Annotated in this window: 26 protein-coding genes; 6 read left to right on the top strand and 20 right to left on the bottom strand. The window is 47.2% G+C overall.

The genetic code is table 11. The annotated features are described in order from the left end of the window. Positions 1-73: 73 nt before the first annotated feature. The 4 genes from MKY73_RS03000 to MKY73_RS02985 all read right to left on the bottom strand — a co-directional run bounded on the left by MKY73_RS03000 (position 74) and on the right by MKY73_RS02985 (position 2,874). Complete coding sequence (locus MKY73_RS03000; protein WP_339305594.1) at positions 74-982, bottom strand: aldo/keto reductase; 909 nt, start codon at positions 980-982, stop codon at positions 74-76. A gap of 181 nt (positions 983-1,163) precedes the next feature. After that, positions 1,164-1,334, bottom strand: a complete 171-nt coding sequence (locus MKY73_RS02995) for a hypothetical protein (RefSeq protein ID WP_339305593.1) — start codon at positions 1,332-1,334, stop codon at positions 1,164-1,166. Positions 1,335-1,494: 160 nt separating this feature from the next. Next, on the bottom strand, positions 1,495-2,238 hold the full coding sequence (gene gpmA, locus MKY73_RS02990; RefSeq protein ID WP_339305592.1) for a 2,3-diphosphoglycerate-dependent phosphoglycerate mutase: 744 nt from the start codon (positions 2,236-2,238) through the stop codon (positions 1,495-1,497). Between the two features lie 63 nt (positions 2,239-2,301). Next, a complete protein-coding gene (locus MKY73_RS02985; protein ID WP_017692198.1) occupies positions 2,302-2,874 on the bottom strand; it encodes a DUF420 domain-containing protein in 573 nt (190 codons plus the stop codon). A 376-nt stretch (positions 2,875-3,250) separates the two neighbouring features. Between MKY73_RS02985 and MKY73_RS02980 the strand changes: the two genes are divergently transcribed. Both MKY73_RS02980 and MKY73_RS02975 read left to right on the top strand, forming a co-directional pair. Then, positions 3,251-4,441, top strand: a complete 1,191-nt coding sequence (locus tag MKY73_RS02980; protein ID WP_339305591.1) for a cation:proton antiporter — start codon at positions 3,251-3,253, stop codon at positions 4,439-4,441. Between the two features lie 370 nt (positions 4,442-4,811). Beyond that, complete coding sequence (locus tag MKY73_RS02975) at positions 4,812-4,997, top strand: hypothetical protein (RefSeq protein ID WP_339305589.1); 186 nt, start codon at positions 4,812-4,814, stop codon at positions 4,995-4,997. Between the two features lie 181 nt (positions 4,998-5,178). Here MKY73_RS02975 and MKY73_RS02970 read toward each other — a convergent pair whose 3' ends face one another. From MKY73_RS02970 to MKY73_RS02925, 10 genes are all read right to left on the bottom strand, one after another. Further along, positions 5,179-5,664 (bottom strand): DedA family protein, encoded by a 486-nt coding sequence (locus MKY73_RS02970; RefSeq protein ID WP_339237841.1) that lies wholly within the window; start codon positions 5,662-5,664, stop codon positions 5,179-5,181. A 13-nt stretch (positions 5,665-5,677) separates the two neighbouring features. Then, positions 5,678-6,223, bottom strand: a complete 546-nt coding sequence (gene pssA / locus MKY73_RS02965) for a CDP-diacylglycerol--serine O-phosphatidyltransferase (protein ID WP_253441014.1) — start codon at positions 6,221-6,223, stop codon at positions 5,678-5,680. A gap of 21 nt (positions 6,224-6,244) precedes the next feature. Continuing rightward, entirely contained in the window at positions 6,245-7,993 is a 1,749-nt protein-coding gene (locus tag MKY73_RS02960) for a HAMP domain-containing sensor histidine kinase (protein WP_339237846.1), read from the bottom strand. After that, positions 7,990-8,670: a response regulator transcription factor gene (locus tag MKY73_RS02955; protein ID WP_339305588.1), complete on the bottom strand. Its 681-nt coding sequence runs from the start codon at positions 8,668-8,670 to the stop codon at positions 7,990-7,992. The genes MKY73_RS02960 and MKY73_RS02955 overlap by 4 nt, the downstream gene beginning before the upstream one ends. A gap of 251 nt (positions 8,671-8,921) precedes the next feature. Next, on the bottom strand, positions 8,922-9,734 hold the full coding sequence (thiD, locus tag MKY73_RS02950) for a bifunctional hydroxymethylpyrimidine kinase/phosphomethylpyrimidine kinase (RefSeq protein ID WP_278298228.1): 813 nt from the start codon (positions 9,732-9,734) through the stop codon (positions 8,922-8,924). A 105-nt stretch (positions 9,735-9,839) separates the two neighbouring features. Further along, positions 9,840-10,538: an ABC transporter permease gene (locus MKY73_RS02945; RefSeq protein WP_339305586.1), complete on the bottom strand. Its 699-nt coding sequence runs from the start codon at positions 10,536-10,538 to the stop codon at positions 9,840-9,842. Continuing rightward, positions 10,531-11,454, bottom strand: coding sequence for an ABC transporter ATP-binding protein (locus MKY73_RS02940; protein WP_339305585.1), 924 nt, complete (start codon positions 11,452-11,454; stop codon positions 10,531-10,533). Before MKY73_RS02940 ends, MKY73_RS02945 begins: the two co-directional genes overlap by 8 nt. Before the next feature lie 125 nt (positions 11,455-11,579). Beyond that, positions 11,580-12,512, bottom strand: a complete 933-nt coding sequence (locus MKY73_RS02935) for a sensor histidine kinase (RefSeq protein WP_339305583.1) — start codon at positions 12,510-12,512, stop codon at positions 11,580-11,582. Then, positions 12,509-13,225, bottom strand: a complete 717-nt coding sequence (locus MKY73_RS02930; protein WP_339305582.1) for a response regulator transcription factor — start codon at positions 13,223-13,225, stop codon at positions 12,509-12,511. The genes MKY73_RS02935 and MKY73_RS02930 overlap by 4 nt, the downstream gene beginning before the upstream one ends. 162 nt (positions 13,226-13,387) lie before the next feature. Beyond that, entirely contained in the window at positions 13,388-14,233 is an 846-nt protein-coding gene (locus MKY73_RS02925) for a DegV family protein (protein ID WP_339237859.1), read from the bottom strand. 305 nt (positions 14,234-14,538) lie between these two features. Between MKY73_RS02925 and MKY73_RS02920 the strand changes: the two genes are divergently transcribed. The 4 genes from MKY73_RS02920 (at position 14,539) to MKY73_RS02905 (ending at position 17,877) form a co-directional block, all read left to right on the top strand. After that, positions 14,539-15,315 (top strand): ABC-2 family transporter protein, encoded by a 777-nt coding sequence (locus MKY73_RS02920; protein ID WP_339305581.1) that lies wholly within the window; start codon positions 14,539-14,541, stop codon positions 15,313-15,315. Then, positions 15,312-16,112 carry an ABC-2 family transporter protein gene (locus MKY73_RS02915; protein ID WP_339305580.1) on the top strand — a complete coding sequence of 267 codons (801 nt, stop codon included), beginning with the start codon at positions 15,312-15,314 and terminating at the stop codon, positions 16,110-16,112. The genes MKY73_RS02920 and MKY73_RS02915 overlap by 4 nt, the downstream gene beginning before the upstream one ends. A gap of 22 nt (positions 16,113-16,134) precedes the next feature. Further along, the gene (locus MKY73_RS02910) at positions 16,135-17,103 is read left to right on the top strand and encodes an ATP-binding cassette domain-containing protein (RefSeq protein WP_339308469.1); all 969 of its coding nucleotides are present in this window, start codon (positions 16,135-16,137) and stop codon (positions 17,101-17,103) included. 96 nt (positions 17,104-17,199) lie between these two features. Continuing rightward, positions 17,200-17,877 (top strand): succinylglutamate desuccinylase/aspartoacylase family protein, encoded by a 678-nt coding sequence (locus MKY73_RS02905; RefSeq protein ID WP_339305579.1) that lies wholly within the window; start codon positions 17,200-17,202, stop codon positions 17,875-17,877. A gap of 90 nt (positions 17,878-17,967) precedes the next feature. Here MKY73_RS02905 and MKY73_RS02900 read toward each other — a convergent pair whose 3' ends face one another. The 6 genes from MKY73_RS02900 to MKY73_RS02875 form a co-directional block, all read right to left on the bottom strand. Next, a complete protein-coding gene (locus tag MKY73_RS02900; RefSeq protein WP_339305578.1) occupies positions 17,968-18,369 on the bottom strand; it encodes a MerR family transcriptional regulator in 402 nt (133 codons plus the stop codon). A gap of 26 nt (positions 18,370-18,395) precedes the next feature. After that, positions 18,396-19,892, bottom strand: a complete 1,497-nt coding sequence (locus MKY73_RS02895; RefSeq protein WP_339305576.1) for a prolyl oligopeptidase family serine peptidase — start codon at positions 19,890-19,892, stop codon at positions 18,396-18,398. An 81-nt stretch (positions 19,893-19,973) separates the two neighbouring features. After that, positions 19,974-21,536, bottom strand: a complete 1,563-nt coding sequence (locus MKY73_RS02890; RefSeq protein WP_339305574.1) for a glycoside hydrolase family 32 protein — start codon at positions 21,534-21,536, stop codon at positions 19,974-19,976. 42 nt (positions 21,537-21,578) lie between these two features. Then, on the bottom strand, positions 21,579-22,406 hold the full coding sequence (locus MKY73_RS02885; protein WP_339308467.1) for a carbohydrate ABC transporter permease: 828 nt from the start codon (positions 22,404-22,406) through the stop codon (positions 21,579-21,581). Beyond that, positions 22,406-23,290, bottom strand: a complete 885-nt coding sequence (locus MKY73_RS02880) for a sugar ABC transporter permease (RefSeq protein ID WP_339305572.1) — start codon at positions 23,288-23,290, stop codon at positions 22,406-22,408. The genes MKY73_RS02885 and MKY73_RS02880 overlap by 1 nt, the downstream gene beginning before the upstream one ends. 147 nt (positions 23,291-23,437) lie before the next feature. After that, on the bottom strand, positions 23,438-24,766 hold the full coding sequence (locus MKY73_RS02875) for an ABC transporter substrate-binding protein (protein ID WP_339305571.1): 1,329 nt from the start codon (positions 24,764-24,766) through the stop codon (positions 23,438-23,440). Between the last annotated feature and the right edge of the window lie 140 nt (positions 24,767-24,906).

The raw sequence follows: 24,906 nt of genomic DNA, 5'->3' as shown, positions 1-24,906 counted from the left end.
CTTATATGTTGCTTTTAATGGCTGATCTTCATTGTACCTTGTATAGTTACAATTGAAAATAGGCTTAATGGCGTTAGCGATGCTGCTTGTATAGATTAGCGGGACTAAGCTCACGTATTTGCTGAATTTCTGCGGTGGTAAGTGCAGGCGAATTCGAAGCGGCAATATTGTGCAGCAACTGGTCTCTCGAGCTAGCACCAGGGACAACGGCTGCAACCGCAGGATGGGATAACGCATACCGAATAGCCGTCTGAGCCATGCTGCGTTGGTCCGTAACAAGACGACTTAACCCTTGCCGAATGGTATATAGTTGCTCTGGCGTATAGTCCAGATAACCTTTCTCTGCCTTGGCAGATCCGGAATCGGCGAGCACACCACTAGCTACGGGCCCACGGGCAATTACACTGATCCCCTTTTGTTCCAATAAAGGCAGCACCTCTTCTTCCGCTCTGCGGTCAGCAACACTATACTGGTTCATCACACTGACGATGGATGCCCTCTTTACATACTCCCGAATCACATTAGGACGAATGGAGGAAATTCCGTAATATCGGATAAGTCCTTCCTTCTTCAGTTCCTCAAATGCTTCGATTGTCTCTTCAATAGGATCGTCCAACGTGCCGCCATGCAGCTGATACAGATCAATGTAATCGGTCTGCAACCGCTTCAAGCTTTCATGTACAGCCTGTTTAATGTAGGCTTTGGATGGGTCCCAAGACCAGCCCTCTTTGCCGGGCAGACGACGATTTCCTACTTTGGTCGCCACAACGACTTGGTCCCGGCGCCCCTTAATAGCTTGTCCTACAATCTCTTCATTACGTCCTGCGTCGTAAAGATCGGCTGTATCCAACAGGTTGACCCCATGATCCAAGGCCTCGTGAATCAGGCCCATTGCGGGTTCCATTTCGGTTCCAAGTGACATACATCCCAGCCCAATCTCCGACACCATCAGTTCGGAAGTACCCAGACGATTTTTCTTCATACGTGCATCTCCCTCCATACGTTCTGCAAGTATCCATTGTATCATTCTTGCTGGCAAAAATCGCATTATAGATGAAAGCCAGGGGTTGCTCTCAGATTGCACAAAAAAACCTGGAAGGACTTCATCTCCAGGTTTTTCATGATCATCATGTTCATTCAAACGAAAAACGAACGACCAACATCTATTTCACTTCCACGCGTGGTCTGGATTTACTTGTTCCATTGGACGAATTGGAGCTTTTCATCATACCCGAGACCGTGCTGAACAGCTTATCTCTTGCTTGTTTGTTCCTCATCAGATAAGTCACACCTGCGCCGATCGCCGTCATGAGTATTCCTCTTCTTTTAGACATGTGCTTCTCCTCCTTCAGGATAAATGTACATCGTGTCTTGTTTGACAATTACCCTTTGGGAGCAAAACGAAACGAAGTACAGGCTTGATCACACAAAAAAAGATGACCTCCGAATCGTTATCGTTCAGAGGTCATCTTTCACGCCACATTTGACGTCCGCTTAATCGGACGGTGTTGCCATATGGGTCATTTCTTCATGTTTGTAGGTTGAACCATCCGCGGTCAGATAAAAGTGTCCGAGGGGATGCAGGTTTTCATCCAATTCATAGACAAGCGGAATGCCTGTCGGGATATTGAGCGCCACCACGTCTGCCTCGGACAATTGGTCCAGATGCATGACGAGTGAACGAAGCGTGTTACCGTGCGCAGAGATCAGCACTCTTTTGCCCTCAGATACCATCGGTTTAATCTCCGCATTCCAGTACTCCAGCACACGCTTGGATGTATCCATCAGGTTCTCTGTAAAGGGGATGGTGCACCCGAGCCGCTTGTACTTGTCCAGATCCTGTACATATCGTTCATCGGTCTCATCCAATGCAGGGGGAGATACGTTAACGGAGCGTCTCCATTCCTTCACTTGGTCCTCCCCATACTTCAGCGCAGTCTGCTGTTTATTCAGTCCTTGCAGCGCACCATAATGACGTTCATTCAGCTTCCAGGTCTTCGTAATGGGAATCCACATGAGGTCCATCTCATCGAGCGCAATATCCAGTGTACGGATGGAACGTTTCAAGACGGAGGCATAGGCATAATCAAAATCAAACCCTTGCTCCTTCATGATCTTCCCAGCTTTACGAGCTTCTCCGTAACCATCTGTTGTGAGATCGACATCCGTCCAACCCGTAAAACGATTCTCTACATTCCACATGCTCTGTCCATGACGAATCAAAACAACTCTGTACATAACCGTGAACCCTCCTTCCATGGAAACATTACCCTCAAGTTGAGCAAGATATGCTTAATTACTTTAATAATACGGTGCCATCATCAGGTATACGACGACACCTGTGGAACTGACATACAGCCAGATTGGCATCGTCCAACGTGCAATTTTGCGGTGTTTCTTCAATTGATTCGTCCAACCCCATACAAGTGTGAACAACGCCAAAGGAACGATCAGGGCTGCCAATATACTATGGGTGATCAGAATGAAGAAATAAATGGAACGAATGATGCCCTCGCCGCCGTATTTGGACGTCTCTGGTGAGAGGTAATGAAACGTCAGATAGGTCACGAGGAATAACAGTGTTGTTGAGAATGCAGCAAGTATAAATCGTTTGTGCAACTTCACATTCCGCTTGATAATAGCAATTAGCGCTGCGAGCAGGAAGATGAAGGTAAAGCTGTTAAACACGGCATTAAACCGTGGCAACACCGTAATATCAAAGGTCACATCACCTTTGTATCCAATGGACGGTGCGAAGAACAATAATAAAATAATGACATTAGCGAGAATGGAAATCGTAATAATGATGCCTGCGAAATTTTTATTGCTCGTCGGGGATGGAATGTTCGGCTCCCCTTTGTTATTTTTGCCCAATGCAAAATCCTCCTCATATCCTAACTTCTATGTTCTATATCATTATATCTCGGCAATTCCGGGCTGTTAAGTGACAACACTCTGAACAAAAACCGTTGCACTCCCCTATAAAATGCCCCTTTGCGGCTGTTTTCAATCAAATCCACCGCAGCTCCCATTTACCCATGTCTTTATTTGTGGTATAATTAATACAATTAATCACATACGCGTTGAAACTGGAGGAGCCTGTCACCAAGGGCCCCTCTTTGTCTTTTTCAGGCACAGAACGGCACTTTTCCTAATGCCTTTCTGTGTCTTTTTGTTTTTTGAAGCTGAGAATGGATAGCCCTTGGGCTGGTAATCCTATAAAACGCAACTGCTGGAGAGGAGCACACTTATGGAATTTGTTTTGGTTCTTGCACTTATTTTGATCTTCACCAAACTTGCGGGTGATTTGTCCGTTAGACTCGGTCAACCTTCTGTTTTAGGGAAACTGATCGTCGGTGTCATCCTCGGACCTGCGCTGCTTGGTTGGGTTCAACAGAGTGATTTCGTCCATTATATGGCCGAGATCGGGGTACTTCTTCTGATGTTTATTGCCGGACTTGAAACTGATCTGGAACAATTGAAGAAAAACTGGAAAGCAGCGTTTGCTGTTGCTGTAGGTGGTATCATTTTACCCTTCATTGGAGGTTATGGTTCTGCCATTGCTTTCGGAATGTCGCAAACGCACGCATTGTTCTTTGGACTGTTATTCTGTGCAACGTCTGTCAGCATTTCGGTTCAGACACTAAAAGACATGGATCAACTCAGCTCTCGTGAGGGGACAACAATCCTTGGTGCAGCTGTCGTCGATGATGTCTTGGTCGTTGTCATTCTCGCTGTTATGATGAGCTTGCTCGGTACGGGCGGTGGAGATACTTCGATCTCTCTACTCATCGGTAAGAAGTTATTATTCTTTGTTATTATTATCGCTGCCAGCTGGTTCCTTGTTCCACGCATCATGAAGTGGATGGCACCATTGAAGGTAACGGAAACCGTTATTACTGCGGGACTGATCATTTGTTTCGGATTTTCCTACTTTGCGGAGTGGATGGGTGTTGCAGGAATTATTGGTGCTTTTGCAGCAGGTATTGCGATCTCTCAAACCAACTTCAAACATGAAGTTGAAACCAAACTTGAACCAATCGCCTACGGAATTTTTGTTCCGGTGTTCTTTGTCAGTATCGGCTTAAATGTGACCTTTGACGGGGTGGGTTCACAGATTTGGTTTATTGTTGTCATCAGTATAATTGCCATATTAACCAAACTTCTTGGTGGAGGAGCCGGTGCACGTCTTACCGGATTTGATCGTACGTCATCCTTGGCTATTGGATCAGGAATGATCTCTAGAGGAGAGGTTGCACTCATTATCGCGTCAACGGGCCTTGCTTCCGGATTGCTTGATTCGGAGTACTTTACCAGCGTCGTGATCATGGTTATCGTGACCACATTGGTTACGCCTCCTCTGCTCAAAATTACCTTTGCACGCAAAAAGGGTGAAAAGCGAGTCGAAAAAGGAATTGAAGAATCATATTTGAATGGGTAAGGGAATTCGCAAGCCAAAGCTTAACCTTAAAAATTTAAGTTCGCTCGTATATTAAGACATGTTCATACACGTTCAAAGTGTAACACTTACCAGATCCAAGTACGCTCAGTCTCGTTTTGGCTTTCAGACTAAGAGTTGAGATACGGTCTAGTTGAAAGGTATTGAAATCATTCCGTATTTAAAGCTATACTTGATCTAGAAATGTAATATATCGGTCGTGAAGCACACGCCGCTTTGATCCATTCCTCCCCTTCAGCGCGAAGGTTGGAATTGGTCAGAGCGGCTTTTTGTATTTTCACAGAACGGCTTGAATCCCTATTCGCGCTGGTTTTGTTTTATTTTATTTTATTTTTAGAGGAGTTGAAGGACGATGAGCATTGATTTTGATGAGGCTTATGAAGTGTGGATGCACTCCCTTTTGGAGAAGGAAACGAACCCACGAGTGCCGATACTGTCCGTTATGCCAGACGCATTATCCTTCCTTTTGCCCCATCGGAACTTACTACGCATCTGCGAATCACAGATCAACACGCTCGAAGAGTTTTTCACAGCCTGATTGATCAAGAGATATTACATGTCGCTAGCGGCACCCAACGATATCGAAGAGCAGTAAGTTACTTGAAGTTGATTAAATTACTTAGAAGAGGCCTCCCATCCTACACAGAAAACAAAAAAAGACCACCTTACACTCAAGAGGTCTTCCATCTATGCCCGTTCTGACAGCAGGCTGTCCCATTTTAAGTTAACACGCCAACATAAAAACCAATTGAAATAAAGACAGCACACCATACAAATGCGCCGATGCTGGATACCACTACATATCTGCCAATCGCCATACGACTAATCCCAGAGAAACAGCACATCAGATGACGAATGCCTGGAATGAAATAACCCAGGATGATGGACCAATACCCATATTTGAGAAACCATGACTCCACCCTGCCAAATCGTTTGGCATTCACACCGACCCACTTGCCGTATTTTTCAATCAGTGGTCGGCCGGCCTTCTTACCAATCGTATAGCTGAGCAGCCCTCCGGTAAATGCGCCACCGAAACTGACGGCGATGGATACCGAGTAATTCAATACCGAGATGGAGGCGAGATAACCGACAAACGTCATCATCACCTCATCCGGAATCGGCATCCCGATAACGCCAAGAGCCAGTAGTCCGTATATTGCGAAATAACCATATTGCCCAATAAATTCTTTTGCAAATTCCATACTGACTCGCTCCTTATTTCGGTTCCACAATATCCTTCTCATGTGAGGCTAGCACTTGTTTTAGAGACGGGAATCGGATTTGGCTCACCATGAGACCGGATAATACAATAATGACAAGATAGGCTACACCATGTGTGAAATAAGGACTCCAGAGGGCGAAAAAGGACATCAGACCTCCGGCAAATGTAATCGGCATCCCGACAAAACCGCTGCTTGCTGTCTTCTGACAGTTATAACGGGCCAGGCGCAATGCACCGCAAACCGGAAACAACGCGGTCAGTGCCATTCCCAGCACACTCACTTCATTCATGGAGTTCAGGTACAGAATCAGCACAGGGGCTGTTCCGAATGAAACTACATCCGCAAGCGAGTCCAGGGCTTTCCCGAACTCACCCTCACAGTGCAATTTGCGGGCTGCGTAGCCGTCAAACAGATCAAAAAACATCGCTACCCATATCATCATTACAGCCAGGGCAAATTCACCATGAATAGCCATAATGACTGCCAGCATGCCTGAACTCAGATTCCCCAAGGTTAAAATCGATGGTAAAGACTTCATAAGAGTTGACTCCCTTTCGTACTAGGCTTTAGGAAAAATAATATAAAAACGGACTCCATCCGGTGTATTCTCCACTCCATAATTGCACCCATGCAGATCGAGAATCTGCTTCGCAATGGCCAGACCGAGCCCGGTTCCCCCCATTTTGCGATTACGTGAGCGCTCGACCCGATAGAACCTCTCCCATATATACTGCCGCTCAGCTTCAGCAATGTGCTCGCCCTTGTTCTCAATGGAAATATGGACAAAACCTTCACGCCTGCTGATCTCAATAGTTATATCGGTATGTGGTATTGCATGACGTATAGCATTCATCATGATATTGAAAATAACTTGCTCCAGCTTGCTGCGGTCACCTTCAACCGTCTGTTCTGTTGTGGATACAAGCACCACATCCAACCCTTTGTCCTTCAGTTGTGGACCCAGACGGCCGGCGATATCTTCAATCATGTCAGCAAGCGCAACAGCATCCGTATTCAATTGAACCGCTGAGGATTCCAGTCGCACCAGATCCAGCATCTCTTCAACCATCGTTTCCATCTTGATCGCCTCATCGGCAATGATCTCAATGTAGCGCTCCCGCTTGCTCTCACTCACGCCGTCCTTCAGCCCTTCGGAATATCCCTTAATAATGCTGATTGGTGTCTTGAGTTCATGGGATGCATCGGCAAAAAACTTGCGCTGTCGCTGTTCAATCTGCTGCTTCATTTCCATATCTGTACGCATCTGTGTGTTGGCCTGCCTCAGCTCTTCGAGTGTCTGACCCAATGTCCCCGATAAGGCATTAAGGCTGTTAGACAGACTGCCGATTTCATCATTACGCCGAATGGGTGATTTCACCGTGAAATCCAGCGTAGACATTTTCTTAGCAACATGGTTCAAGGCCAAGAGCGGCTTCGTTACAATTCGGGACAGGAGCAACGCCAGCAACAGAATCAATATAAATGCCCCAATGCCAAAATATGCATAAAACAAACGTGTTGCCTCATTTGCTTCCCTCATTTCCTGTAGAGAGGTGAGGGAGAAAATCAGTTGCTGCTCAGGTCCGGAACGATGCACTGGAGCAATGGTGATCACATTGCGAACACCACTCCAGCTATCCATCCATTCTTCGTTGAGCATTTTGCCGTTGGCCAACGCAAGTTGGTCTTCTGTGGACAAAGGGAACCGGCTATCCAGTGCCTGCACCAACAATCCCTGCCTCTGACTCCATGTTGCCAGATTAGGAAGAACCACCTCGGTCAACACACCTGACCATTCCTTTACCGGTTCAATGGATTCCTGAAAGCTTTCTGTTCCCCATGCAGCAGAAGTGGCATCCTGAATTTTGTATGGATAGACCATGGACCCGCTGGCCGGGCCTTTCACCGTGAGTTCCTGCCCATATTTCAGATGAGATGTAATCCAGCCAGCATTCTCACTATTGATAAACAAGGACAAGGACACCTTCACGTGACTCCCATCCTGCTGTAACAACGTAATATGGAACGGGTCATTAACCAGTCTTCCGGTATTGGTCAGAATCACCAGATGTGACTGATTCTGACGCATGAACTTACCGGTTTCCTTGGCTAGCTGCAGATCACTCCAATGGCCATTGGAGTATTGCTGTTCGAATTTGGACAGCTTTTTCTTCATACTGCTGACCTTCTGATGCTGATAGAAGTCCGGGAACCAGACCAACTGGGCAAATACCGTTGTTCCATATAGAAGAACCAGACATCCTGCCATGACCAGGAAAAGCTTCATCGTTACGCCATTTCTTCTCATGCTTCTGCCTCGAAACGATATCCGGTGCCAATCACCGTCCGGATACACTTGGCTTCATCACCTAATTTGCCGCGCAGCTTCTTGATATGAGTATCCACAACACGTGAGTCTCCTTCAAAATCAAATCCCCAGATCCGATTCAAAATGGCATCTCGGGACAACACAATTCCTGCATTTCGCACCAAATAAAGCAACAGCTCATATTCTTTTGGCGCAAGTTCCACTTCAATTCCGTCCTTCTCCAGCCGCCGAGCCCATGGATCAAGCGTTACCTGTCCGAAGCGAATGACACCTTGCTCTCGTCCAACTGCGCCTTCAACACGCTTCATTAATGTCTCTGCACGTGCAACCAGCACACGTGGGCTAAACGGCTTGGTGACGTAATCGTCTACGCCCAGCTGAAATCCATGAATTTTATCGTCATCCTCGGACCGTGCAGTCAGCATGATAATAGGTACGGTGGATTGGGATCGAATATGCTCACATAACGTCCATCCATCCATTTCCGGCATCAAAACATCCAAAATGACCAGATCCACCTCATGCAGAGCCAACAGTTCCAATGCCTGTACTCCATGTTCTGCTTCTATAACGTTCCATTGTTCTTTTATGAAATAATCGGCCACAATCTCACGAATGCGGCTTTCATCTTCCACCAGAAGCACTGTTCTGATCATGGCCGACTCTCCTTTTTAGATTTCTGATGATAACATACCTATTCCATGTGTCGTTCATGTGTCCAGACATGTTTTGGAATGAACTCCATGATATATACGATTAATATAAGCCAAAAGTTACTAATTTTTATCAAAATTCGCACAAAAAAGAAGCCGTCAACGAGCAAGCTCTTGCTCATTGACAGCTACTTGGATGAAATCGACGTGTGTTATCCAGAATTGAAGCGCTACTGCGCGCTCACAGGTAACACTTAGCGTTGTTGCTCCAGACGGTGTGCCACATGCAGTGTAGGACCAACAAAACGATTCAACGGGAATCCGCCGGCAATCGCTTTGGTCACGAAGGCTTTACCTTCACGAACAGCCTCTTTCACTGAAAGACCACGAGCCAAGCCTGCGGTAATCGCCGCAGACGTAGTGCAGCCCGCACCATGCGTATATCCAGAGCCGACAACATCGGCTTCAAACCATTCGTAGTTGGTTCCATCATAGAGTAGATCCATTGCTTTACCCGGGCTAATTACACCTCTGTCCTTAATCAGAACATGTTTCGAGCCATGGGCATGAATTGTTGCTGCTGCTGCTTCCATCTGTTCCTTGGAACGAATCGGTCCACTTTTCGCCAGTTGAGATGCTTCGAACAGATTAGGTGTAACCAGATCCGCACCTGGCAACAGGAATTCGATCATCGCTTCCGTATTTTCAGGTTGCAGCACTTCATCTGTACCTTTGCAGACCATCACGGGATCAATAACGATCTGTGGCAGGCCACTGCGGCGAATATGTTTTGCCACCAATTCAATAATATCTACAGAACCGAGCATGCCTGTCTTCATGGCATCAAAACCGATGCCGTCCAGAACCGTGCGAAGCTGGGCTTCAACCACATTTAATTCCACAGGAAAGACCTGGTGATCCCATGTATCGGGCTCCATCGCCACAACTGTAGTCAGTACGGTCATGCCATACACACCCAGCTCCTGGAAAGTTTTCAAATCAGCTTGAATCCCTGCACCGCCGCTCGTGTCCGAACCAGCTATTGTTAATGTTTTTGGAATCGTCATGATCGTTGCATTCTCCTTCGTGTCTCAGTTGACATTATCCTATCCCTTGTACGAGCGGATGTCAATGGCATCTGAAGCTATACGGAGCATGGTTTTCAGGATGATTCAGTTCACATCTTTGGTCTCCAGACGAAACATGGACAACGAAGCAATCCATATGCCTACAGCTCCAAGGGTCAGAGGGATAATAATCAGTGAATGAATGGAATACTCCGACCCGTTAAATCCGGAGCAGACAATCAACACCAGCAGAAGAGAAGAGGTCATTGTAGTTGTAACTGAATGCTTACGCATACCAAAGAATAAGGGAATGAGTGCCATGCTGGCTGCCGACAAAGAACTAATACCATACTTCAACAGAAATCCCAACGTATCCTGATATGTCAACGAGCCAGGAATGAAAGCGTAGAATTGATTAGCAATCAACAGCAGTGAGCCCATCAACAGGTCGCTAACCATAATCATCACAAAGGTGAAAAGAAACACGATAATCAATTTCGCTGCAATGATTTTATGACGCTGGATTGGATAGGTGAACATCACGTTCATCGTTTTATTTCGATACTCACTGATCACCAGCTTGGATAATAAAGCTCCTGCGAACACGATAAAGGTTGCCCTCACAAACGTATCAATAATCATAAAGGCCATCTGATAATCGGCATAGGCATAATCGTCTGCTCCAATATCCACAAATCCTATCATAATCAGAAAAAGAAGAATGCCCACATTGGCAATACCTGCAGCTGCAAAATTCCGCGAAAAGCGGTGCTTCCGCATCTCAAGCCTGATCAGTTTAAGCAACGTCATCATCCCCTTTCACAAGCTTCATGAAGTGTTCCTCAAGGGAATGAGCCCGTTTGGATAAGGATTCGATCTCAATGTCATACTGGATCAGCTTGGTGTTTAGTTCCGAAGGAATGATTCCCGGATCATAAATGCGTACCGTGCGGTCATCGACCAATTTATAATTACTCAAACCAAGTTGATGTTCAATGACATAGGTCGCTTTGCGGATATCTACCGCCTGCAGCTCAATGTACTCATTTTGACTTCCCCGAATGCTCTCCATCGATACTTCTTCGACCAAGCGACCACCGCGAATGACACCAACCGTGTCGGCAATCTGCTCTATCTCGCCAAGGATGTGACTTGAGACCAACAGGGTGATGCGATACTCGTTGCTAAGGCGCTTGAACAAATCTCGCATTTCCCGGATCCCTACAGGGTCCAATCCGTTGATCGGTTCATCCAGAATGAGCAGTTCAGGTGTGGTTATGAGTGCACGAGCCAGTCCGAGCCTCTGCTTCATGCCGAGGGAGAAGTCCTTGACCGATTTCTTGCCTGTATCCTTCAACCCTACCATCTCCATCGTGTTGTCGATGATCTTTTTGTTGTAGAATCCCATGTATTCACAGTGAAGCTCCAGATTCTCGCGAGCAGACAATCTATCATAGAAAAAAGGATATTCAATAATGCTGCCCATTCGCTTCAGCACTTCATAGGAGGTCGGCGTAAGCTTCTCCCCAAACAATTCAATCTCCCCTGAGGTGGGTTTGACGAGATTGGTCAGCATCTTCATGATGGTTGTTTTCCCTGCACCATTCGGGCCAAGAAACCCATAGATCTCACCTTGCTTAATACTCATATTGACGTTGGATACAACCTCTGCCCCTTCATATACTTTGGTCACATCTATCGTTCGTGCGATATAATTCATCGTCTTGTTCTCCTTTACGTCCCCTGTCCGGGTTCCTATATCTGTATTGTAAAGAGAAAAGTCTGCTTTTTTATTAATCAAATCTTACAAAAACCTTAAGCTTACCCGATAAACCAAAAACAGCTCTACCAAGCCTTGAAGGTCACTGAAAATACAGTCCGTTGATGTGGCACACTATGTAAATGAATGCTTCCACCCATCCGCTCAACTAACCGCTTCGTGATCGTTAGACCAAGACCGCTGCCCTGATAGAGTCGATTACGGGAATCCTCCAGCGTATACATCCGTTCGAACACACGATTATGCTCACTTTCCGGAATCCCCTTGCCTTGATCCCAGATCTGCAGCGTAACATGTCCATCTGTCGATCGTTCAATTGATAGCCCCAACACCTTACCCTCTGCTCCATATTTCATCCCATTGGTAATCAGATTATCCAACACTCGGTCCAGAGCTTCTTCATTCGCTTGCACGAAGATATCCCCCTCAGGTATCTCCAACGGAACGTGCAACCCGAGATTCGTCAACATTTCATAAAAGGAGAGCATCTTCACGCGGCTTAATTCGCTTATATTCACCCGACTAAGCACCAGCTCCGTGTCTCCGGATTCCAGCTTCGCCAAGTCAAAAAAGGAATGGATCAAACGCAAAACTTCCTGCGCCTTATCCTGGATTTTCTCCGTCATAATCTTCCGTTCCTGATCGGTCAGTGATGAACTGTGCAGCAAGGTCTCACTGTAACCCAGCACAACTGTGAGCGGCGTTTTCAAGTCATGTGAAATGTTGGAAAGCATATTGCGCATTTCCTTCTCCTGATTCGTATAACCGGCCTTAGCGCGATGCGCATGGTCCAACAGCTGGTTCATGTCTTTCAGAAGCTGGCTAACCTGCTCATCACTGTTGAATACAAGCAAACGCTCAAAGGTGCCTTGATCCAGAATTGCGGATATTTTCTGATGAATATAGGACAGGTGTTGGCTGCGTTTCCGCGATCTCATCCACAATCCAATGACCATAATGGCTAGAATACCTGTTATGATAGCAAAAATCAGTGTCATGCCTGCTCCGCCTCCAGCTTATATCCGATGCCCCAGAGTGTCTTGATATACTGGGGATCTGAAGGATCAGCCTCCAGTTTCTCACGCAGACGACGCATATGGACGTTAATGATATTTTCGTCCCCATAGTAATGATCATCCCAGACCGAGGCGTAGATCTGGGCCTTGGTGAACACTTTGCCCGGATGGGTGACCAATAGCTTCAGAATGCCAAACTCCTTGGAGGTTAGCTTGACGGGTGTACCTTCACGCTCCACCTCGTACGTCTCCATGTCGACAACAAGTCCTCCAATGTGAATACGCTGATTTTTAGCCACTTCTGCCACAGGCTGAGCGGTATAATTGGCGCGACGAATGGCAGCTTTAATGCGGGCGGTCAGTTCGATTAACGAGAAAGGTTTGCTCAAGTAATCATCTGCGCCGAAGCCCAGACCGAGCGCTTTATCCACCTCCCCATCCTTCGCAGACAGAATGAGCACAGGCACCAAACTCACTGCCCGAATGGTTTGCAGTACATCCATCCCACTCTTGAGAGGGAGCATCAGGTCCAGAATAACCAGATCATACCCCGGTTGTGACTGGCTGAACTGGCGTTCTGCTTCTAAGCCGTCATATGCATACGTGACGTCGTAGCCCTCTTTTTCCAGATAAGGTCCGACCATTTCACTAATTGAACGATCATCTTCAACAAACAACAAGCGGTGACTTGACACGTGTTTCCCTCCAACATGAACATTTTTTCCTATATTACCTCACAGTTTGGTTGAATTGGCAATGACATACGAAAAAACCTGACAGGAACTACACTTCGATATAAAGTGTGTTTTCCTGCCAGGTCTATGAGCGTTTATAGATGATTGCTTGTTCGTTTAATCTCAATATCCGTTCTCGCTGTGTATCCAGCATAGTCCAATGGTTCCTGCACCTGCATGGATACTCACCACAGGGATGAACGGCATGATTTCGGTCTTTAATTTGGGGAGCAGATTGGCAATCTGCTTCTTGATCGTGACGGCTTCTTCCTGATTGTTCGCATGCATAATGCATACGTGCTTTACTTTCTCCATATCCAGCTTAAGCATATCCAACATGCGATCTTTCGTTCGCTTGAACGTGCGAATCTTCTCATTCACAACCACTTTGCCCTCTTCAAATCGGAGCAGCAGATGGATCTTGAGCAGTTGACTGATGATCAGCTGTGTGCCGGACACCCGGCCACTGCGATGAAGATGCTGAAGGCTCGCTGGTATGAGGTAAAAGGACATGTTATCAATCATTTGTTCAATATTTACTTTGATCTCGGAAGCCGAACATCCCTGCTTCTGCCATTCCAATCCTTGCATAACCATCTCACGAAGAGGATAGGCACCTGCCTTTGAATCAATTGCGGTCACCGTCACTCCTGCAATCTCTGCAGCCTGCATGGAAGTATGCAGCGTTCCGCTAAGCGCTGTAGAGCAATGAATCGTAATAATCTCATCGTACTTGTCTTTGAGCGATTCATACAGTTCAATGAACTCGCCAATAGGTGGCTGCGAACTGCTCGCACGTGAAGCCTCCGCAAGTTTCTCATAGAACATTTCAGATGTAATGTCATCGGTTTCCCGGTAACATTCCTCTCCAAATACGATGCGCAGCGGTACGATGTAGATATGATTTTGCTCCGCAAAAACGGGATCCAGTGTACTGGTACTATCGGTGACCCATGCAATTTTCTTCATGACATCCTTCTCTCTTGCCGGATTGTTCGTTCTGTATCCTCAATCGTCAGGCACAAGCCCGGCGGTTTATTTAAAATTTGAATATTTTACATTGTAAACGTTTGCGATACTGCCCCTCAATTATAAATGACTGGATAGACCGTTGTCTTGTGGCGCAATCATGAACGCCCCTATTAATACCATTATTAGCTAAAAAAATGTCTTGCCTGTGAAGGAATAAATTGGTATGCTGTTGTCCTTCTCTCTTTTTCGCCTTGACTGAAGTGAACGGAAACGCCGTTCAATCCACTTATCGGAGGTGTCACATGCTTTATTTCACTCTGGCTTCCAAAGCCTACTCCCGGAATCTGCAATACCGCGGGGCACACATGGTACATAACCTGGCAAGCGCCATGTTTGGTTACATGTATGCCTGCCTCTGGATCGGCATCGGGGCCGACCATACACTCGGGGAATACGGGACACAGGGGATGATCAGTTACATTGCATTCACGCAATCCTCTCTCTGGATCTCGGGTTTTCTCACAAATGGATTGGGGATTCCCCTATCCGTCAGGACAGGGCAGATTGCACTGGATCTGATGAGGCCTGTTCATCTGTTCACCCACCTGATGGCACGCGAATGGGGGCAGATTGCCTACCAGTTCGTGTACAAAAGTATTCCAATCTACCTGCTCTTCTCCATTGTCTTTTCCCTGCATTGGCCCTCAGACGTTTCAACACTTGGTTATGCTGCACTTGGTCTTGCCGGCGCCGCATACTTGTCCATCTGTATGAACTACATCATTGGTGTCACGTCGATGTGGACTACAGAGTCCTCCTGGCTTCACTGGGGCAATCACGCGATGATGAATCTGCTGGCTGGTTTTTTCATTCCGCTGGAATGGCTGCCGAACTGGCTTGAACAACTTGCCTGGATATCCCCCTACCCATTTCTTCTCTATGTACCTACCCGAATCTATCTTGGTTTCGAAGATGGCTCCTTGTTATGGGGAACCTTGATTTGGTGCGTCTTTATGACGTTGATCTGTCTTGTGATCACCCAAGTGTTACGTCGTAAAGTGGAGGTGCAGGGCGGATGAAGCGAACTTCCTGGTTCCATTTATATAAAATGCTCATTCGAACAAGCATCCGCAGCCGGATGCAATACAAGTTCAATTTCATCATGGCGTCCGTACTGGCCGCTTTAATTCAGATCTCCGAGTTCCTGATGGTTGCTCTTGTACTGCACCGATTCGGTGCAATTAAGGGCTGGTCCCTCCATGAGATCGGTTATCTCTTTGCGATCATGACGTTATCCAAAACGCTGTATCGGACATTCGGCAATGAGGTGCATCATCTGGAAAAATATCTGGTTAATGGTGAGCTTGATCAACTGTTAACACGTCCCATGCCCGTATTGCTGGCACTGCTGCCGCAAAACTTCCGCATCATGGCTGGAGAAGTCCTGCAAGGCGGATTCATTCTCTGCTGGTCTTTGGCAGGCATGATGCACAGCGGACAGATCGGCTGGATCGCCATTCCCTTCTCCCTGCTCATTATTCTTACGGGCGCAGTCATTCTCTTTTCCATCGGACTCGCGACTGCCACACTCGGATTCTGGACCACACGCATCGAGGAATTACAGACGATTACTGAAGATGCAGCACGAACGGCTGCCCAATATCCGCTAACGTTATATCCCAAATGGATGTCTGGCATTCTGCTAACGGTGATTCCCGTAGGGTTCGTCAACTATATTCCATCACTCTATCTACTGCGAGGTGAAGGAGGAGCGTGGATTCTTGTCGCTATTGCGGCGGTTGCCGTACTGAGCTTGGCTGCAAGTTTGCGATTCTGGCAATTCGGCTTGACCAAATATCAAAGTACAGGTAGCTAAGGAGGCGAAACGACTCATGAACATGATCACAGCACGACATCTGCAAAAGGAATTCAGAACTCCGGTTATTCGCGAAGGACGTTTCTCCGGATTACGTACGTTATTTTCACGTGAAACTGTGTCCAAGGAAGCGGTACGCGATATCAGTTTTGATATCGGCCCAGGTGAGTTTGTAGGCTACATCGGTCCAAACGGGGCCGGCAAATCTACAACGATCAAAATGCTGACAGGTATCTTGCACCCTACTTCGGGTGAGGTACAGCTTGACGGTATGAACCCGCATCTGGACAGGCGCAGAACCGTTGGTCGACTCGGCGTCGTGTTTGGCCAGCGCAGCCAGCTCTGGTGGGATCTGCCTGTGAAAGATTCATATGATATTCTGGCCGAGATGTACGGCGTCCGTACCGAGGACAAAAAGAAACGGCTGTCCCAGTTCGCCGAGCTGCTGGACCTTGAATCGTTCTGGGCCACGCCTGTCCGCAAGCTCTCGCTTGGACAACGCATGCGTGCGGATCTCGCAGCTTCCATGCTGCATGATCCCGAACTGCTTTTTCTCGATGAACCCACGATTGGACTGGATGTGAACGCCAAACGGAACATACGCCAATTTCTACGTACATTAAATGAGGAGTTTAGCAAAACGATTTTGCTGACCACACATGACATGGACGACATCGAGCAGCTATGCAGCCGGGTCATGGTGATCAACCATGGTCAACTTACATATGACGGCTCGATCCCTTCTCTGCGTGACACTATCGGTCTGCCGACACTTATCCGAGTTACGTATCGGGGTTCATTTCTTATGCCTGATACCATACCGTCCGCCATTCAGATCACAGCAGTGGAAGGGCAGATTGTCACTGTGGAAGTTAACCGGAAGGAATGGAGAACGATGGACATTCTGAAGCAGCTTGAACAATGGGGTGAGATTGAAGATGTGGAGATGAAGGAACCCGACTTCGAAGATATCATCCACCGGGTGTATTAGTTGGCCCATTTTGTGAGGAAATGGGATGAAGACCTGTTCTTACGCCGTTACATGAAAGAGGGACATGGCGTACTGTACTAATGGAGGTGAAGCGTCATGCTTGTGACCAAACATGTCCTTGCAGCATCCAGTGTACACGCCACTCCCTATTTCATCGTACGTGGCATGATGCCGGGACCGGTAATGTTTATTACATCCGGGGTTCACGGGAACGAAACGGCGAGCATGGCTGCTGCGCAAAAACTCGCAGATGATTGTGCGACTGGTCGCCACGTCATTCAGCGAGGGCTGTTAATTATGGTGCCACGTGTGAACCAGCAAGCCTACGCCAAGAAAATCAGAGGCAAGCCAGATCTGAATCGTACGTTTCCACGCCGTATGTCAGGCAAGGCCAAGCATCCGCTCGCTGCGGCAGTTTTTCGTTTGGCGCGTGAACATCGGGCCGATTGGTGGCTTGATCTGCATGAGGCCAATGGCCTGTCTCAACTGAGTTCCCGAGTGCTTGGACAGACGTTGATCACCAATCCCGGCAGTCGAACCATTCCAGCTTGCAGGAAAGTTATTGAACGGATGAATCGGTCGATTGCCATTCGTGATCGTCATTTTAACCTGAAGCAGCATGAATTGCCGGGATCTGCCCGTACTGCGGCTTCAAGAGTACTACAAGCCCGTTCTGTTACCGTGGAGACCTGCTGGAGTCTGAAGCGCGCGACCCGTATCAAGTATCAGACGGAGATTGTGCACCATTTTCTGCGTGAAGCGGGCATGTCATGATGAAGACCATTACAATAGAAATAAAATAAACCTCGAACAGAGCGTGCCCGAAGTACATCTTAAGGCGCTCTTTGTCCGAGGTTTTACAGTTTATAACTCTTTCTTTTGCACCCTGAACGATTGAATATAATTGTCGATATCGTCCTCTGGTGTATGCAACAGTCTAGCCAGATGAATCTGCATCTGTTCCAGATGCTCAATATGCTTCTGAATATCAGCGATTCGGTCACGGACGAGTGTTTTTAACGTATCCTTTTCCATGTTTTCCTGGCTAAGCAGTTGCAGGGTCTCTTGTATCTCCTTTAAGGAGTAACCCAGCAACTGGGCATCCTTAATGAACTTAATTTTGACCAGATAATCCTCGGTATACACCCGGTATCCGTTGGAGGAACGACGGGGAGCAGGCAGAATCCCACTATCCTCGTAGTAACGGAGGGTTGCCATACTCACACCGGTACGCTTGGCCAACATTCCTCTTGTCATGGTTTCCATGCCTACCCCTCCACCCTTCTGCAGACTTATTGTGCTTGTTCGTTGCGTATCTTGGTATATTTGGCATCGTAAGTAACCTCAGGAAATGGAGATGCAGGGCCTTGCAATAACGGCTGCTCCTCCCCTTTGAAATAACGGTCAAAGAATGCGAGCGCATAGGATCTAGTTATATCCACATTATGTTCTGGCGTCATGCCTCTGGCAAATAGTTTCGGTGAAATCAATGAAATATCCGTAAAGCTTTGATGGAAGAAATTGTCCACCGTCAGATAATAGGTATCATTCAGACTGCTCGTCATCACATGGTCCAGATCCGGCTCAAATTCAGGGTAGAACACGTTATCTTTGGACGAAGCATTCGGATCGAAGCTTTTAGCTGTTTCGCCAGACATGATGTACATAAAAGGCTGTTTCAGGGCTGTCGTGGATACCGATCCCCAGAATCCGCCTTCCAGACTCAGGCCTGCTTGAAAACGTTCATCCTGTGCGAGTGCTTCGGCTGTTGTAGCCCCGCCATACGAATGTCCCATGATGCCGACGTGGTCCAGATCAAGTTTGCCCTCCAGCACCTGATTGGGATCATTCAGGTTCCACTGTTCAAGCGTGTCAAGTACAAAACGTGCATCCGCTGCACGAATACCTACCCCCTCCACATTATATTGATACAGTTCTTCTGACGTTGCAAATTCAGGCCCAGCTTCATAAGACACTTTACGTCCATCGGGGAAGGTAACACGTGCTGAGGTATACGGATGATCCATACCAACAACAATATAGCCATGGCTGACCAGTTCCTCGACAGCAGTCATGCTCTGGAAACGGGCAGAACGGACACCGGGAGAGAACAGCACCACCGGATAAAAACGGCTTGCGTCTGACATGGCTGCACCTTTAACCACATGTGTCGGAATGGTATCGAGGTAGCTGAACACCTTAGGCGGGATGCCAAATACCAGACTGATGGCTTCACCGAGTTCAGACGGGTAAGACTCAGGAGATAACCCCTTCGCATCCTCCGGGTTTACCGGATACCACACGTTGATCATCAGTTCCCGTTTGTCCCCGCTTTCGGGTGTAAACGTCTCTTCACGGGTTTCATCCACCAATTGTTGAGAAAACGTACCGATAGCAAACTTCCCTGTAGGCTCAGGCATTGTAAACGCTGGAAAATACCAAGTGAGCAGACCTGATCCGGCGCCAGAGACCAGAGCTAGCACCCCAACCAGCGTGAGTTGAAGCCACAAACGCCATTTCGGTTTCTGCTTCTCTGCTAATTGCCCAGTGACTCTGTTACGATACCCTTTCACTAACTTAATGATTAATACGATGAAGATTATGCCTGCAACAAGATACGTTGGCAGCAACATCACGCGAAAAGAATCCAGTATGCCGTGAAGTGCCACTGCCAATATCATGGCAGCAAACATGCCTGCCACGAGCTTCCGACGCTTCGAATACATGGGGATACACACCGCTGCGGCAATCGTTACAAGTACCAATATCCATTCCATTAATTTCATCATTCAGCCTCCAATATTTCTTGATGAAACAAGGATAAACCTTGAAGTATACTTCAAGGTCAAGGCTGAATCTCAGAATAAAATTTATCGAGGAATTCGTATATCCCATTTGCGAAGTTCGGTCAATGTACACGTTCCGGACGCGAAAGCCTTAATACCTGATGAGTTCGGCCCAGGATATATCCGCCCTGTCATGACCTGCTCTCCCTGCTGAATGAACACCTCAATGGAGCTGACATCCATAAAAATATGAAGCTCCAGTTTCCCATCAAGCAGGTCCACGGTCGCAGCACGTTCTCCCCCCGGCCCTTGTCCGGCCCGATCGCGATTTAAGCATAGACGACGCTGCTGCACATCATAGGAAATCACGGTTTCTTCATCCTCACCCGTGCGCAGCTTCAATCCGAATTGTCGTGCCTCTTCCGCTTCGAATACAGCATGTATTTCGTAACGGTCTCCGCTGATTCCAAGATCAAGATCTTGTTCATCACCATTTAGATGTATACCGTACTGTTCGTTGCCATCCAACCTGTACTGTATAAGTTCGGGAAGCGGCTGGAATATCAATCGTTCTCCCCTGCGAATGAGTTGTCTCGGCAACGTCATCGCTCCAGCCCAGGCATGGGACTGTTGTGTCGGGATTTCCGTTTCCCACGTATCCATCCAGGCCATCATGATTCGTCGTCCCTGTGCATCCTCCATCGTCTGGGGCGCGTAAAAGTCGAAGCCACAATCCAGCGGAACGTACTGCTCGTACTTCAGCACACCTTGGTCTTCATCCAGCGTTCCCATCATATAAACGGTCGAATGCAAGTTGCGATAGTTATCTCCCTGAGCAGGCATGCGCTGCGGAGACATGATCAGCACATCTCGGCCATCCAGTGTAAACAGATCGGGACATTCCCAATTGTCTCCAAGCGTCCCGTCACTCTGGGCCATGATGTTAACATAACTCCAATCCAGCAAGTCCACTGAACGGTATAACAGAATGACACCTTTACCCGCAGCATCATTCGATCCAAGGACACAATAGTACACACCGTTTCGTTCAAACACTTTTGGATCACGGAAGTCCTTGGGACTGGTATGCTCTGGGATTTGATCCAGTCGAATGACCGGATTCATTGCGCTTTTGACAAAATCAATTCCATTGTCCGAGACAGCGATATTCTGTGTCTGCAAGTAATCGTTATCCTTGTCGGGTCCAGTCACCACATGCCCCGTGTACATCAGCACCAATTTGTCATCCTGCACGATTGCACTTCCGGAGAAACAGCCTCCACTGTCGTAGCTCTGATCGGGTGCCAGAGCAACAGGCAGATAAGACCACGTAACCAAATCACGGCTCACCGCATGGCCCCAGTGCATAGGCCCCCATACCGGTTCGTAGGGATAATGTTGATAGAACATATGATACATCCCACCGAAGTATATGAAGCCGTTGGGATCATTCATCCAACCCACTTCCGGCATCAAATGATAGGCCATTCGATAGGTTGGATCAACCTGATGCCGATGTTCCTTGATATATGCGTTGGCCCGGGCGAGTGTATAACTCTCCTTCGTGTGAGCCGAAGCACTCGTCAGTCCAAGGTCTGTCTCTTGCCTTGTGTCTATTTCCTGTTTCTCGTATCGTTCCTGATTCATATGTCCTTCACTCCTGTCTCTCTCTATATCACCCAACTGAACTTATTTGATAGCCCCTTGCATGACCCCCTGAATAATGTACTTCTGCGCAAACAGATACACGATCAGTACTGGCAGCAAGGTCAAGACCAGACCAGCCATCAATGGACCGTAATCAACTGTGTATGTCCCATAAAAATAAAATGTGGACAGCGGCAGCGTACGCTGCTCGGATGATGTCAGCACCAGGGAAGGCAGCAGAAAATCATTCCATATCCACAATACATTCAGCACGCTAATCGTTACGGTTGTTGGCAGTAACACCGGCAATACGATGCGAAAAAAGGTTTGCACTCTGCCGCAGCCATCCATTAGAGCCGCTTCTTCAAGCTCCAGGGGAATACTTTTGATAAAGCCATGATAGATAAATACGGCGAGCGGACTGCCAAAGCCAATATACATGTAGATCAGCGACCACTTGTTATCCAGCAGGCTGAGCGAGCCGTATATTTTAACCAGCGGAATCATAATAGCCTGAAACGGAATAATCATCGCAGCTACCATCAGGAAAAAGAGATACTGATTCACCTTGCTTTTGTGACGAACAAAGTAATGGGCTGTCATCGCCGCAAAAAGAGCAATCAGTAATACACCGGCTATGGTAATGAGCAACGAATTGCTGAAGGCGGATACATATCCCATTTTGTCAAACGCATTGACGTAATTATCGAATTGAAAGGAGCTTGGCAAACCCAGTGGATCGGAGGTAATTGCCTGATTAGCCTTGAACGAATTGACGATTAGAAGTACAAACGGAAATACAAACAAAATCATCACAACGATTAATGCAATAAACTTCATCCAGTTGAGAATACGCGATTGTCCAGCCATCATGCCTCGACCTCCAGTTTTTTGCTGAAATAGACCTGGAGCAATGTAATGGCGGCTACAAGGATAAACAGAACAAAGGCTTCTGCCTGACCCAAACCGTAGTCACGAGCAAGAAAGGCCTGCTCATAGACGTGCATGGATACCATCTCTGTACTCTTGAAGGGTCCGCCACTGGTCAGGGATACGTTCAGATCATATACCATGAAACCCCGTTGCAGTGACAAAAAGATGCATACAATAAATGAAGGAACCATCAGTGGCAGTACAATACGCGCCAGCATTTTGCGATTACTTGCCCCATCAATGCTGGCTGCCTCCATAACATCCTTCGGCACATTCATCAGTCCTGCAATGTAGATGACCATCATATAACCGGCATACTGCCAAACCGTCACCACAATGAGTGCCCAGAACGCTTTATCCGGGTCAGCCAGCCAAGAGGTGGAGAACAGCGAGAGATTCATTTTTTGTCCTGCAAAGACGAGTACCTGATTAAAAATAAACTGCCAGATGAAACCAAGCACGATTCCGCCCACCAGATTCGGCAGGAAAAACCCGGCCCGGAACCAGCCCTGTGCCTTCATTCCCCGAGTTACCGCGTAAGCGAGCAGGAAGGCAACCGCATTGGTCAGTACAACGGTAATAAATACGTACTCCAGCGTCATCCCGAATGATTTCCAGAACACGGTGTCCTTGAACACACCAATATAATTATCCCAGCCAACAAAGGTTTGATCGATGGCAATGCCATCCCAGTTCGTAAACGTCAAATAAATACCATACAAAAATGGAATAATCATCACTGTAGCAAACGCAAATAATGTCGGGCCAGTAAAGATCAGGCGGGTGCGCAGACGTGTCCATAATCCTTTTTCGGTCAGCATTGTCAACCTCCACTCTATCCAAATGATTAGCCTAACGGTTCTGCCGGAAATAAGTTAAACAGACCTCATGTGGAAGCTGTACATTCATCATCTCCGGCGTACCGCAAGTCTCTCTCTATGTGCTGCACAGGGCTAAAATTAATTTCTTTATTTCACGTTGCTCCAGTATGCCTGAATTTCGCTGGCAAGTCCGGCACGGTCAATGACGTCAGCCAAATATTTCTGCATGGATGCACCCAGTTTGGACCAGTGATCCGCAGGAAGTGTGCTCATTGATTCCTCGATTTTGCCTGCCTTGATGTATTCACTAATGGATTTGCCAAGCGGGTCGGTTGGCTCCAGTGTAATGTTGCTGAATGCCGGAATAATACTGGCTTGATTCACCAGGAAATCCTGACCTTTTTCGTTATAAACGATCCATTCCAAAAATTTCTTTGCAGCTTCCTGTTGTGCTGGTGTGCTCTTTTCCTTATCCAACAATATTCGTTTGGATACGGCAGCAGAGATTTGCGTATTACCGAAATCATCCGCATTATTGCTCACAGGTACTGGCAGGAAGCCGTATTTTCCATCTGCTGTATCAAAGCTTGAAATTTGCGGCCATGCCCAGTTGCCCTGGAACCAGATGCCAACCTCACCCTTGCCAAGCACCTCAGGTCCACGTTCATAAGTTCCGGACAGGGGAGAAGCCTTGTCAATATTGTAGGTTTTCATCAGATCAAATGTATCTAACAAGCCATTAAACACGGCGTTGGAAGCAAGGTCCACTTGACCTGCCTTCAGATCAGTAATGAATTGATCCACCTTCGCACGGTCCGGCGACTGCCCACCATATGCAAGCCCAAGATAATGCGCACCAAGCGACCAATCCATCGGAGATACAATCAAAGGTGATTTTCCAGTAGCAGCGATCTTTTGGAACAGCTCATCAAGCTGTGCAGTGGTCTGTACAGACTTTGGATCAAATGTTCCACCTACCGCCTGGTCCAAAACATTCTGGTTATAAATGAATCCATATCCTTCAATAGAGAACGGGAAAGCATAATTTTTGCCATCAAACGTCGTAGCCGCTGTGCTATTCTCCACAGCGTCCTTCATCCAAGACTCGGATGTGAGATCCAGAACACGATCCTTGAATTTCTCGACATCCCCTGTATCCAGCATCATCATCGTTGTAGGACTGCCGGAAGCGTACAAAGCAGACGCTTTTTCAAACGGAGACTGTCCACTGCCGACAGGTACAATTTCAAGTGTAATATTTGGATTTTCGACCTGGAAGTCCTTGGCCGCTTGTTCCAGCTGACTGTTAATTTCCGACTTGGAATTGAGCAGGGTGATTTTGACACTCTCACTGCTGCTCCCCTCTGAGGAGGAGTTGGACTCCGTCGCTGCTTTGCTTCCACATGCTGACAATACAAGCATCATAATCAAAGACAATACCGATAATTTCATCATCCATCTCTGTTCTCTTTTCATCTTGTTATGGCCCCCGATCAGTAGTTTAAAAGGAAACGCTTACAAATCGAATTATAATGTCAAAGGTTTGACATGTCAATCGTTTGACACACCGTTTAAAAAAAATATTGATCCTTGATTTTTTCGAGGCAAAAGGACAA

The organism is Paenibacillus sp. FSL R5-0519 (genome assembly GCF_037974275.1).
In the GTDB taxonomy this organism is placed as follows: Bacteria; Bacillota; Bacilli; order Paenibacillales; family Paenibacillaceae; genus Paenibacillus.
Note: the sequence above shows the minus strand (reverse complement) of the source record. Positions and strands in the feature narration are given on the sequence as shown.